This window comes from Luxibacter massiliensis, assembly GCF_900604355.1.
Taxonomy (GTDB): Bacteria; Bacillota; Clostridia; order Lachnospirales; family Lachnospiraceae; genus Luxibacter; species Luxibacter massiliensis.
In genome coordinates, this window is record NZ_UWOE01000001.1 from 1,148,079 (window position 1) to 1,160,987 (window position 12,909).

General features: G+C 46.3%; 8 protein-coding genes. 6 read left to right on the forward strand and 2 right to left on the reverse strand.

The window, feature by feature from the left end; all coding sequences use genetic code 11:
* The 5 genes from EFA47_RS05435 (at nt 1) to EFA47_RS05455 (ending at nt 5,868) form a co-directional block, all read left to right on the forward strand.
* The gene (locus tag EFA47_RS05435; RefSeq protein ID WP_122642336.1) at nt 1-1,833 is read left to right on the forward strand and encodes a dipeptide ABC transporter ATP-binding protein; all 1,833 of its coding nucleotides are present in this window, start codon (nt 1-3) and stop codon (nt 1,831-1,833) included.
* Between the two features lie 35 nt (nt 1,834-1,868).
* Entirely contained in the window at nt 1,869-3,479 is a 1,611-nt protein-coding gene (locus EFA47_RS05440; protein ID WP_122644420.1) for a peptide ABC transporter substrate-binding protein, read from the forward strand.
* A gap of 93 nt (nt 3,480-3,572) precedes the next feature.
* Nucleotides 3,573-4,700, forward strand: a complete 1,128-nt coding sequence (locus EFA47_RS05445) for a bifunctional adenosylcobinamide kinase/adenosylcobinamide-phosphate guanylyltransferase (RefSeq protein WP_122642337.1) — start codon at nt 3,573-3,575, stop codon at nt 4,698-4,700.
* The gene (locus EFA47_RS05450) at nt 4,697-5,329 is read left to right on the forward strand and encodes a precorrin-8X methylmutase (RefSeq protein WP_122642338.1); all 633 of its coding nucleotides are present in this window, start codon (nt 4,697-4,699) and stop codon (nt 5,327-5,329) included. The genes EFA47_RS05445 and EFA47_RS05450 overlap by 4 nt, the downstream gene beginning before the upstream one ends.
* A gap of 56 nt (nt 5,330-5,385) precedes the next feature.
* Entirely contained in the window at nt 5,386-5,868 is a 483-nt protein-coding gene (locus EFA47_RS05455; RefSeq protein ID WP_122642339.1) for a precorrin-2 dehydrogenase/sirohydrochlorin ferrochelatase family protein, read from the forward strand.
* Nucleotides 5,869-6,161: 293 nt separating this feature from the next.
* Here EFA47_RS05455 and EFA47_RS05460 read toward each other — a convergent pair whose 3' ends face one another.
* Entirely contained in the window at nt 6,162-6,749 is a 588-nt protein-coding gene (locus EFA47_RS05460; RefSeq protein WP_122642340.1) for an ANTAR domain-containing response regulator, read from the reverse strand.
* Between the two features lie 27 nt (nt 6,750-6,776).
* The gene (locus tag EFA47_RS05465) at nt 6,777-7,988 is read right to left on the reverse strand and encodes a glutamine synthetase family protein (RefSeq protein ID WP_122642341.1); all 1,212 of its coding nucleotides are present in this window, start codon (nt 7,986-7,988) and stop codon (nt 6,777-6,779) included.
* Between the two features lie 371 nt (nt 7,989-8,359).
* Here EFA47_RS05465 and gltB point away from each other — a divergent pair, with 371 nt between their 5' ends.
* Nucleotides 8,360-12,901, forward strand: coding sequence for a glutamate synthase large subunit (gene gltB, locus EFA47_RS05470; RefSeq protein ID WP_122642342.1), 4,542 nt, complete (start codon nt 8,360-8,362; stop codon nt 12,899-12,901).
* Nucleotides 12,902-12,909: the final 8 nt, after the last annotated feature.

Genomic DNA, 12,909 nt, shown 5'->3' on the forward strand with positions numbered 1-12,909 from the left:
ATGAGTTTGCTGAGGGTACAGGACTTAAATGTACAATTTTATGACAGACAGGAGAGGAGGGAGGCGGTCAGCCACCTGTCCTTTGAAGTTGAAGCTGGGGAAATCCTGGGTATCGCCGGAGAGTCTGGTTCAGGGAAGAGTACTGCCATGGAGGCTGTCCTGGGACTTTTGCCAGGGACAGCGCGGGTGTTCTGCGGGCAGATGGTTTTCCAGGACAGGGATATAACGCCCCCGGATTTTGGGGTGGCCCAAAGAAATGAGATCAAGGCTTATGAACAGAAAATGGAATCGGTCCGTGGCAGCCAGATTGCCATGGTGTTCCAGGATCCTCTGGCCTGCCTCAACCCCAGCATAAAAATAGGAAAGCAGGTTGCACAGGCTTACCGCATACACACAAAATGTGGCCGCCGTGCGGCAGAGGAGAGGACTGAGGAGCTTCTGGACATGGTGGGGATACGGGATCCGAGAAAACGGATGGGGCAGTATCCCTTTGAGCTTTCTGGAGGAATGCGGCAGAGAGCTGTTATTGCCGCCGCACTGGCCTGTGGGCCGAAGCTTTTGATAGCCGATGAACCTACAACAGCCTTGGATGTGACCGTACAGAGACAAATTCTCAGACTTCTTGAGAAGATTTCGGTGGAGACAAAAACAGCAATTTTAATTGTCAGCCATGACCTGGGCGTTATTGCCGCATTGAGCCAAAGGGTTCTTGTCATGCAGCATGGGATTCTGGCAGAGGAAGGAAGGGCAGAGGACATCTTTTATGATCCTGGGCATCCTTATACAAAGGAGCTTTTGGCCCGCACTCTTAAGCTGGGAAAGATGGCAGAATCCAGATCCTTTGGGGAGGTTCTCCTGGAGGCCTCACATGTGGCAAAATATTTTCCAGGGACGGAGGTCCCTAAATATGTAAGAAGGCGCCAGGTTACAGAGGCAGTGCAAGATGTGTCTTTCCAGATTGCCCGGGGCGAGTGCTTTGGGCTGGTGGGGGAGAGCGGCTGTGGAAAGACAACCCTGGCGGGCATGGTGACAGGTATTTTAAAACCTACCAAAGGCCAGGTTCTATATAAAGGCGAACCAATGAAGAATCCCGTACAGATGGTTTTTCAGGATCCATATGCGTCGCTTAATCCGCGGATGAAGGTGGAGGAGCTTTTAGAAGAGCCTCTTTTATTGAATACCCCGCTGACAAAGACCCAGAGAAGGGAAAGGGCAGAGGAGATGCTTAAGCTGGTAGGCCTGCAGGCCAAAGACTTGGACAAGTATCCGGGATCCTTTTCCGGCGGGGAACGCCAGCGTATCGGCATCGCCAGGGCATTAATCCCGGGGGCCGGGCTGATTGTCTGTGATGAGCCTGTATCAGCCCTGGATGTGCCCACCCAGGAACAAATACTAAAGCTATTGGAGGAGATACAGAAAAAGACAGGTGTATCCTATCTTTTTATCTCCCATGACTTAAATATTGTCAAGCGCATCAGCCACAGGGTGGGGGTCATGTATGGGGGAAGGATTTTAGAGACAGGGGATACAAAAGAAATATATAAGGATCCATGGCATCCTTACACAAAGGCACTTCTGTCTGCCATACTTATACCAAATCCTGTGAAGGCCAGGCGGCAGAGCTATCATCCCTATCCAGAAGAAAGGAAAAGGAAGGCAGCGGCGGGCACAGGATGCCCGTTTGCAGACAGATGCGGCTATGCCATGGAACGCTGCTTTATGGAGAAACCAGAGACATATCCGTTTGAAAGGCGCAGCTGTGCCTGCTTTTTATATTCCAAAGAACATGCCGGAAAAAGGGACAGCGGCCTGAGGATGACATCACAAGTATAAGGAGAATGCATATGGATATATGTTGGAGGCAACAGATGAAAAGACTGCTTCGTACCCTATCGGCAGCAATGCTTTGCGGGTGCCTGCTTTTGAGCGGCTGCGGAAAAAATGAAACAGAGAAAGAGACACAGGAAATGGTAGTTGCTGTGAACAGTGAGACAGGGGGGCTTGATCCGGCAGGAATGATAGCGCTGACTTATTTGAGTTATTCCGCCGCTGCCTTGGATGAACTTCTGACCTTTGATGAGAATGGGGATATTGAATACAGGGGGGCAGAGTCATATGAGGTAAATCAGGACTCTACTGTTTGGACGTTTTATCTCAGAAAAGAGGCATACTGGTCCGACGGGACGCCAGTGACGTCGGCAGACTATATCAATACCATTGTCCGCTCCCTGGATCCTAAAAGCGGGAATGGGTATGCCAATTATCTGTTCCCAATCCTCAATGCAGAGGCAGTCTATAATAAAGAAGCAGAGGCAGATGCACTGGGGGTCAAGGCGCCGGATGATTATACGCTGGTCTTTACCCTGGAAAAACCTTGTGTATATTTCCTGGATCTGCTGCGGCTTCCTGTTTATACCCCCTCCTGCCATGTGTATGCAGACGAAGTAGGGAGCGGGTGGGATAAAGATCCCGGCACAAGTGTGGCAAACGGCCCTTTCTGCCTGGAAGAGTATGTCCCTGAACAGTATTTTGTCTTAAAAAAGAATGAAAAATATTGGGATGCGGACCGGATACAGCTGGAGAAGATTACATTCAAGTTTTTTGATGACCAGCAGTCTATGGCGGCCGCCTACGAAACAGGGGAGGTGGACGTGGCCCAGGGGCTCCAGTCATCTGTAATGGATGTATATGAGGGGCAGGAAGATCTGGTTGTCACAGATACCATTGCCACAAGATATATTTACCCCAACCTGGATGTAGAGCCTTTAAACGACGTGCGGGTGAGGAAAGCAATCAATCTGGCTATAGACAGAGAAGCATTGTGCCAGATTGTGGGGGAGGATACAGAGCCTACGGTCAATTTTGTGGCCAAGTATATGAAAGATAAATCCGGCGGATATTTCGTGGAGCAGGCGGATCCGCCTTTTGAAGAAAACGTAAATGAGGCAAGGCAGCTGCTTCTAGAGGCGGGATATCCTGACGGTGAAGGTTTCCCCGTCCTGACATATATTTATCCTTCTCTGGAAATGGACTCAGACACAGCACAGGTAATACAGGAACAGCTGAAGGAAAACCTGAATATCCAGATCGAACTGCAGGCGCAGGAACTGCAGGTCAATTACACGGAGCGCAGGGCGGGAAATTTTGAATTGTGCCGTATGAACTGGACGGCAGATTTTGCAGACCCTTATACGTATCTGTCTATGCTGTTGTCAAATAGTACGTATAACTGCAGTGGGATAAAGGATCAGGCATACGACGCGCTGGTGGGGCAGTCTGACACGGAATTTGACCCACAGAAACGCTCTGAACTGATGCATCAGGCAGAACAGCTGGCTGTAGGAGAAGAGTTTTATATTATCCCTCTTTATGCCATGAAAAGCTGTAACCTGATCCGCCCTGACATTGAGGGAATTACGCAGATTCCTGCCACAGGGGCCCTGGAATTCAGGTATGCGCATAGAACACAGGGACAGTAGCTGTATGCTGCCTTAGGCGTTCGGCCATGGATAAGAGGTGCGGCCCTAAAGAGAGTTTCTGGCCGGCTGCATATAAAGAAGGAGTGAAAGGTTGTGTTTTATCTCATAACAGGAGGGAGTGGCAGCGGGAAATCTGCCTTTGCTGAAGATATGGTCTGCAGGCTGCACAGGGAAGAGGGGAGGCGGCAGAGAAAAACATCTCTATTGTATATTGCCACTATGATTCCTTACGGGGATGAAACCAGGCAGAAAATCCTCCGCCACCAGAGGATGCGCGCAGACAAGGGGTTTGTGACTGTGGAATGTTATACTGGGTTAAAGTTCCTAAATGGCATCTTCCAGAAACATATGGATGACTCCTTAAAACATGATAGGAGTGATAAATTTGAGGGGAATTCAATTTTGCTGGAGTGTATGTCCAATCTTGTGGCGAATGAGCTCTATGAGCCTGCAGGAGCAGGGGAAAACACAGTAAAGGCTGTTTTAGAGGGAGTGGGTTTCTTGCTGTCTAAGTGCAGCAGCCTGGTTATTGTGACAAATGATATATTTGAGGAGCCGGCGCCGGATTCCGTGGAGATGAGGCGGTACAGGAAAACGCTGGGAGAAATTAATTTAAAACTGGCCCAGATGGCTGACGTTGTGACAGAAGTTGTATATGGGGTGCCTATGGAATATAAGAACAGCCGGAAAAGAGGGCCGGAAAAGATGCCGCTTGATTCAAGGGGCAGAAAGGCCGGAATAAACCATATGGAGGAAGAAAACAATTTAAAATACCCCAAAAAGGATGTTGGAGGGATTAAGCTGGTTACAGGCGGGGCCTGCCAGGGAAAGAGCTTGTATGCCAGACGTGAATTTGGGGGGAGTGGCAGCGGGAAATCTATTGACAAAAAAAGCGGGTTTATCTGGATTGACGGAGAGACTTGTGGCTTTGAAGAAATATATACGTGTAATGGCATCTTTCACTTTGAGCTTCTTATCAGGCGTATGCTAAAAGGCGGTACAGAGCTTTCAGGCTTTGCCCGGGAGATTGCCAGAAGGAACCAGGATATTGTAATTGTGAGCAGTGAGATTGGCTGTGGACTTGTCCCTATGGGGACATTTGAAAGACAGTACAGGGAGACGGCAGGCAGGGTATTGACAGAGATTGCGGGACTTGCCTGCAGGGTGGACCGTGTAGTATGTGGCATTGGGACAGTTTTAAAAGGAGGAGAGGAAGAATGAGCCATATAGAATTGGAGAAGGTGCTGCCTGGTGAGATAGAGGCTAGGAGTTTTGAGATAATTACAGAGGAACTGGGAGATACACCCCTTATACCAGGGACAGAAATGATTGTGAAGCGGTGTATCCATACAAGTGCAGATTTTGAGTATGCAAAGAACCTTGCTTTTTCGGAAGGAGCAGTTGAAAAGGCCCTGCAGGCGCTCAGAAATGGAGCTTCTATTGTCACAGATACGCAGATGGGCAAAGCAGGCATTAATAAAAAAAAGCTGGCAGAATATAACGGGGAGGTTTTCTGCTTTATGTCTGACCAGGATGTGGCACTTATGGCAAGGCAGAATGGGACGACCCGGGCGGCGGCCAGCATGGAAAAGGCGGCTGCCCTTGACAGGCAGCTGATTTTTGCAGTGGGCAATGCACCCACGGCCCTTGTCCGCCTTTATGAGCTGATACAGGAAGGGAAAATCAGGCCTCAGCTTATTATCGCTGTCCCCGTGGGATTTGTGAATGTAATACAGTCCAAGGAGCTGATCCTGAATTTAAGGGATGTCCCGTCCATTGTAGCCAGGGGAAGGAAGGGGGGCAGTAATATTGCAGCCTGTATCTGCAATGCGCTGCTATATATGCTTTAATACATGGAGATTAGGCCGTGAGTGAGAACCTTTTAGTCATAAGGAAGGGGTGGAACATGAAGAAATCATATTTTCCTGTTTTTATGGATATTGGGGAGAAGAAAATATTGGTGGTCGGGGGCGGGAATATTGCCTCCCGGAGGGTAAAAACACTGCTTGCATTTGCGGAGAATATTACAGTTATAGCACCTGAAGTTACAGAATTTCTATCAGGCCTGGAATCCGAGGGGCGGATAGTATGTCTCCACCGGGAATACAGGCCGGAGGATCTGGAGGGGATGGATATGATTCTGGCTGCCACTGACGATAGGAGGCTGAACCAAAGTATTGCACGGTTGTGTGAGGGGGAAAAAGAAAAAGGAAGGGACATCCTGGTAAATATAGCAGACAACAGGGAACTTTGTGACTTTTACTTTCCCTCAGTTATTCAAAAGGAGGGGGTAGTGATAGGGATCAATTCTGGAGGGGCATGTCCGGGCAAAGTCAAGGCTGTCAGAAAAAAAATAGAAGATATATTCTGGGGGAGGGAAGATAAGTAAGTTAAAGTCCCCCATGCAGGCGTTGGGGCATTAGACCCTCAGGGCAGCCGCCAGACGGACATGTGAGCAAGTCCGCCAGGCTTTTTTTACGGGAATAAAAATGGCGGGGCAGATACAGCCGGGAAGGGTTCCAGTACATTTAGGGTTATTGAATGCAATACAAATCTCCAAACCGACGTAAAATAAAATGACTCAGTTTGGAGACATATACTATGGCGGAGAAAGTATTTTCTGGGAAAAGGATAGGTTTTTCCTGACAAGGATCAAGTAAAAATTAGAACAGGGTGATTTTGTCATGGAACAGAATATTTTAATGTTTCTTCTGCCACCTCCCGCCGTGTGATACACCGATCCATTGCCTGCTTTTCTATGTATCTGTGAGCTTCTGCTTCGGACATATTCATAGAATCAATTAATACCCATTTGGCACGGTTGACAATTCGGATTTCCGCCATCTTATCTTCCAACGAAATATTCTTTTTCTCTAATTTTTTAAGCCGATGTTTGAAAACCCTCATCCAGTCGAGGGCTTGTTTCATGATCGTGACAGAAACCGGCTTACGTAATGTTAAAACGCCATGTTCCTGCACCTTATCATAAATCCCATCATAAATATCGTTTTTGACCAGCAGAATTGCCACAGTATGCCGGCCGTCACAGATATCTACAGCGAACTTACTGCCAAAATCATCAGGCAGGGGAGTGTTAACAATAATGAAATCATACTCCCGTTCTGAAATTTTTCTTCTTGCACCGCTGATGCTTTGGACTATATCTATCGGTGAATATTCTTTTTTGGGCAGCATAGCTATAAAAGAAGCATTGAAACTATCCGACGCTGAAACAATTAAAATGCTGTATATATATTCTTTTAGAGGCATTAGCGGCCCCCCTTTCGTTCATCTTTTTTAGATCCGGCCGTACACATGCCTAATATGTGCAGGCAGAATGGACTTAATGAACTCGCTGTTTCGTGCGAAGGCCTTTGCTTCTTCCAATGTTTGGGGAAGCCGGGAATATCGTTGCAGGAGTTCTTCTGAAGCTGTGTATAAATTCATATCAGCCGCAGGCGGAAGCTCCAGTTTATGCTCAATACCATATAATCCGGCATGGATGAGCAGGGCGTATGCCAGGTACGGATTTGCCATGGTATCCGGGGAGCGGAGTTCGGCACGTTTATAGACACCGAAAGCAGCAGGGATCCGTATCAGCTGAGAACGGTTTTGTGCGGACCACATTATAAATGCCGGGGCCTTCTGCTTGCCTAAGCGTTTGTAAGAATCTTCTGTTCTGTTGAGATAGAGTGTCATATCAGAAATATATTTTAAAATACCGGCAATGCTTTGATGAAATACGATATCATCTTCATGGCCTTTAATTGAGAAGTTAATGTGCATTCCGTTTCCCGGTTGATCTATAAACGGTTTTGGTTCAAAGCAGGCAAAGATTCCATTTCTGTTAGCAACCGTTTCTACGACAGAAGAAAATGTGACCACATCATCTGCAGAAGATAGTGGATCAGAGTAGTGGAAATCAATCTCATTTTGCCCCGGCCCCTCTTCGTGGTGAGAACTTTCTGGACGGATACCCATCTGTTCTAATGTGAGGCAAATTTCGCGCCGGATATCTTCTCCTCTGTCATCTGGGGCAATATCCATATAACTGGCAGTATCATAGGGAATCTTTGTGGGTTTGCCATAGTCGTCACGTTCAAATAGATAAAATTCCATCTCAGATCCGAACTGGAATTCTATCCCCTTTTTCTCGGCAATGGCCACGGCTTTTTTTAAGATTTGGCGTGTATCACATTCGAAGGAGGAACCGTTTGGCCATGTAATATCACAGAACATACGGACGACCCTTCCACTTTCTGGGCGCCAGGGAAGGATTTCTAATGTGGAGGAATCTGGATGGAGAAATAAATCAGAGGATGATTGGTTGTCAAAACCAGCGATAGACCATGCATCAATGGCAATCCCCTGTTCAAAAGCACGTAGAAGCTCTGTATTCATGATGGAAATATTTTTCTGTTTTCCAAACACATCACAGAAGGCAAGACGGATAAATTTTACGTCTTCTTCTTCTACAAACTGTATGACTTCTTGATTAGTATATCTCATTTTTACCCCCGCTTTCTCTTGAATAAATATGTTTATTGGTACAAGTTCGGACCTATTCCTAACTCTTTCAGTGGGCATGTTTTTTTAAATCTATCTTCCCAATATACATGCTGTCCGGGACTCTGACAGTAAATAAAGAAAGACGTTCATAATAACAGAAACTTAGTTCCTGAATGGAATGAACGCCTTTGCTCACTAAAATTCTAAATGTTACAGAGGAAATTGTCAAGAAAAATAAAATTGATTATTGACTTTTTTTGTTTTGGGTTATACAATTTTTGTTATTAAGGCAAAGGCGTCTTTTATGCAACCAGCATAGGAGGTTCCTTTGCCTTTTTTGTTTGACTATTATGGAAAAGGAGTGAAGGGTTATGTTTGATGCAAAGTCAAAACAGATACAGCCACCGCTTTACGAGAGCAAATTTGAGCATGATAACTGCGGAATCGGCGCTGTTGTCAATATTAAAGGAAAGAAAACCAGAGACACACTTGAAAAGGCACTGACGATTGTGGAAAATCTTGAACATCGGGCCGGAAAGGATGGGGATGGGCAGACTGGGGATGGAGTAGGTATCATGGTACAGATCTGCCATGAGTTTTTCAGGAAAGAAGCAAAGGCTGTACAGATCAGTCTTGGAGAAGAGAGAGAGTATGGTATAGGGATGTTTTTCTTTCCCCAGGATGAATTAAAGCGGAACCAGGCAAAAAAGATGTTTGAAATTATTGTTGAGAAAGAGGGGATGGAGTTCCTAGGATGGAGGAAAGTACCTTGTGCGCCTGCCGTTTTGGGGGCAAGGGCGGCAGAATGTATGCCTTATATTTTGCAGGGTTTTATAAAAAAGCCTGCATGTGTAGAAAAAGGGATTGATTTTGACCGAAAATTATATATTGTGAGGCGGGTGTTTGAACAGAGCAGTGACAACACCTATGTGGTGTCTTTGAGCAGCCGGACCATCGTTTATAAAGGAATGTTTTTGGTAGGACAGCTTCGGACTTTTTTTAAAGATCTGCAAAGTGAGTTATACCACTCGGCCATTGCCATTGTACATTCCAGATTTTCTACCAATACAAACCCCAGCTGGGAACGGGCCCATCCGAACCGCTTTATTGTACATAACGGAGAAATCAACACGATTCGTGGAAATGCGGACAAAATGCTTGCCCGGGAAGAAAATATGGAATCCGAGCATTTAAGCCATGAGTTCCATAAGATTTTGCCGGTTATAAATGCCCAGGGTTCAGATTCTGCAATGCTTGATAATACATTGGAGTTTTTGGTGATGAGCGGCATGGAGCTTCCTCTGGCAGTGATGATTACCATCCCGGAACCATGGGCAAATAATAAGACAATGCCTCAGCATAAAAGAGATTTTTATCAGTATTATGCCACTATGATGGAGCCGTGGGATGGACCGGCAGCCATCCTGTTTTCAGACGGGGATGTGATGGGGGCAGTCCTTGACCGGAATGGCCTTCGGCCATCAAGGTATTATATCACAGATGATGATCAGTTAATTTTATCCTCAGAGGTGGGGGCGCTTCCTCTTGCCCATGATAAGATTTTGAAAAAAGACAGGCTTCGTCCGGGGAAAATGCTATTGGTGGATACGGTTAAGGGAGAGGTGATCGATGATGACACATTGAAAGAAAAATATACAAGACAACAGCCTTATGGAGAATGGCTGGATTCAAATCTTGTGACCTTAAAAGAATTGAAAATACCTAATGTGCGGGTACCTGAGTTTTCAGATGAAGAGCGGATGCGGATGCAAAAAGCATTTGGCTATACTTATGAAGAATTGAAAGCAAGTATTCTGCCTATGGCTCTAAGGGGCAGTGAAGCCATTGCATCCATGGGGGTTGACACACCGATACCGGCATTGTCAAAAACCCACCATCAACTTTCACATTATTTTAAGCAGATGTTTGCTCAGGTCACTAATCCGCCCATTGATGCTATTCGTGAGGAGGTTGTTACATCCACAAGTGTTTATATTGGCAGGGATGGAAACCTGCTGGAGGAAACAGAAAAGAATTGTAATGTATTAAAAGTCAATAATCCAATACTTACGAATACAGATATGCTGAAAATTAAATGCATGAAAAGAGAGGGGTTTAAAACAGCGGTCGTACCTATTCTGTATTACAAGAATACCAGCCTTGAGCGGGCAATCGACAGATTGTGTGTGGAAGTAGATAAGGAATACAGAAACGGCGTCAATATTATTATCCTGTCAGACCGGGGAGTGGATGAGAACCATGCGGCGATACCATCCCTCCTTGCGGTATCCGCCTTGCAGAAACATCTGGTACGTACAAAAAAGAGGACTGGCGTGGCGCTGATATTGGAATCAGCGGAGCCAAGAGAGGTACATGATTTTGCCACACTTCTTGGCTATGGAGCCTGTGCGGTCAATCCTTATCTGGCACAGGAATCTATCAGGGAACTGATAGACAAGGGGATGCTGGATAAAGATTACTATGCGGCAGTGGATGACTATAACAGTGCCATATTGCATGGAATCGTTAAAATTGCATCCAAGATGGGAATCTCAACCATACAATCTTATCAAGGGGCCCAGATTTTTGAGGCATTGGGAGTTGATGAGGAAGTGGTAAAGAGATATTTTACAAATACAGTATGCAGAATCGGCGGCATTACTTTGGATAAGATAGAAGAGGAGGTCGACAGGCTTCACACAACGGCCTTTGATCCATTGGGCAGGTATACAGATCTGACGCTGGACAGTCCGGGACTGCATAAGGCCAGAGGGGGCGGGGAGGAGCACTTGTATAATCCTGCAACAATTCATATGCTGCAGCAGTCAGCGATGCGCGGGGATTACCAAATGTTTAAGCAGTATACACAAATGATCCACGAGGAAGATAAGGTGAGAAATCTCAGGGGACTCTTGGATTTTGTATATCCGAAAGGTGCAATTCCAATCGAAGAAGTGGAAAGTGTGGATCGTATTGTGACAAGGTTTAAAACAGGAGCAATGTCTTATGGCTCAATTTCAAAAGAGGCCCATGAGACGCTGGCCATTGCTATGAACCGTCTGCATGGAAAATCTAATAGCGGCGAAGGCGGCGAAGAATTAGAAAGGATGGAGAATAGGGGAAACGGTTTGGAGCGTTGTTCTGCAATCAAGCAAGTCGCTTCCGGTCGGTTTGGCGTTACAAGCCAATATCTGGTAAGTGCAAAGGAGATACAAATTAAGATGGCACAGGGAGCAAAACCAGGAGAGGGCGGCCATCTGCCCGCCGGGAAAGTATATCCGTGGATCGCAAAGACGAGACATTCCATCCCGGGGGTGGGCCTGATTTCACCGCCGCCGCACCATGATATTTATTCTATTGAGGATTTGGCACAGCTGATTTACGATCTGAAGAATGCCAACCGGGATGCAAGAATCAGCGTTAAACTGGTGTCAGAGTCTGGTGTGGGGACAGTTGCGGCGGGAGTGGCAAAAGCGGGGGCACAAGTCATCCTAATTTCTGGATATGACGGAGGCACTGGGGCTGCGCCAAAAAGCTCCATTTACAACTCAGGGCTTCCATGGGAACTGGGACTTTCGGAGACACATCAGACATTGATTCAAAATGGTCTGAGAGGAAAAGTCCGTATTGAAACGGATGGAAAACTCATGACCGGACGTGATGTAGCGATTGCTGCGATTTTAGGTGCGGAGGAATTTGGATTTGCTACGGCTCCCCTTGTGACTATGGGGTGTGTAATGATGCGGGTATGCAATCTAGACACCTGTCCAGTAGGAGTGGCTACACAAAATCCAGAGCTGAGAAAGAGGTTTCGTGGAAAGCCGGAGTTTGTGATGAATTTTATGAGATTCATTGCGGAAGAATTAAGGGAATATATGGCACGTCTTGGGATCCGGTCTGTGGATGAACTGGTGGGGAGGACAGATCTGCTGAAAATGAAAGAGAAACTTCCCCAGGGAATAGCAAAGGTGGACTTATCACGAATCCTGAATAATCCATACGCCCGTGAGAGAGCGATTTTTGACAAAAGTCAGATGTATGACTTTAAACTGGAGAAAACACTTGACGAGAGTCTTTTATTGCCAGAGCTGAAGAAGAATCTGGATAAACAGCAGAAAAGTACGATTACGGCAGAGGTAAAAAATACAGACAGAGCTTTTGGCACCATCCTTGGATCAGAAATTACCAAACGGTACGGGGAAATGCTAGAAGAGGACACATACCGTATCCTGTGCCAGGGAAGCGGCGGCCAGAGCTTTGGGGCATTTATTCCCAAAGGACTGACAATTGAGTTGTCCGGGGACTCTAATGATTATTTTGGAAAGGGACTCTCGGGAGGAAAACTGGCAGTATATCCTCCTAAAGACAGCCGGTTTGCGGAAGATGAGAATGTAATAATTGGAAATGTAGCGCTCTATGGCGCCACCAGTGGAAAAGCCTTTATATGCGGTATTGCCGGTGAGCGGTTCTGCGTGCGTAATTCCGGGGCTTCAGCGGTTGTAGAAGGCGTAGGAGACCATGGGTGTGAGTATATGACGGGCGGCCGTGTTGTAGTACTTGGGAGGACAGGCAAAAACTTTGCAGCAGGCATGAGCGGTGGAATTGTATATGTGCTGGATGAGTCTAATGATCTCTACCTGCGTGTGAATAAAGAACTTGTATCCATCAGCGAGGTTGTGGAGTTGTATGATAGAGAGGAACTAAAGCGCCTGATTGTCCAGCATGTGGAAATTACCGGATCGCAGAAAGGGAAAAAGATTTTGGAGCAGTTTGGGATATATTTGCCTATGTTTAAGAAAATTATTCCCTACGGTTATGAAATGATGCAAAAGCGCATCCTCATGCTGGAAGAAAAGGGATTAAACTCTGAGCAGGCACAGATGGAAGCATTCTATTCTATGGTGCAGGAATAAAAGGAGCG

Excerpts from the sequence above, each read along its gene's own strand:
- EFA47_RS05440 (WP_122644420.1), top strand. The coding sequence starts at position 1,869 with ATGAAAAGACTGCTTCGTACCCTATCGGCAGCAATGCTTTGCGGGTGC.
- EFA47_RS05460 (WP_122642340.1), bottom strand. The coding sequence starts at position 6,749 with ATGCCTCTAAAAGAATATATATACAGCATTTTAATTGTTTCAGCGTCG.
- EFA47_RS05435 (WP_122642336.1), top strand. The coding sequence starts at position 1 with ATGAGTTTGCTGAGGGTACAGGACTTAAATGTACAATTTTATGACAGA.
- EFA47_RS05455 (WP_122642339.1), top strand. The coding sequence starts at position 5,386 with ATGAAGAAATCATATTTTCCTGTTTTTATGGATATTGGGGAGAAGAAA.
- EFA47_RS05465 (WP_122642341.1), bottom strand. The coding sequence starts at position 7,988 with ATGAGATATACTAATCAAGAAGTCATACAGTTTGTAGAAGAAGAAGAC.
- EFA47_RS05450 (WP_122642338.1), top strand. The coding sequence starts at position 4,697 with ATGAGCCATATAGAATTGGAGAAGGTGCTGCCTGGTGAGATAGAGGCT.
- gltB (WP_122642342.1), top strand. The coding sequence starts at position 8,360 with ATGTTTGATGCAAAGTCAAAACAGATACAGCCACCGCTTTACGAGAGC.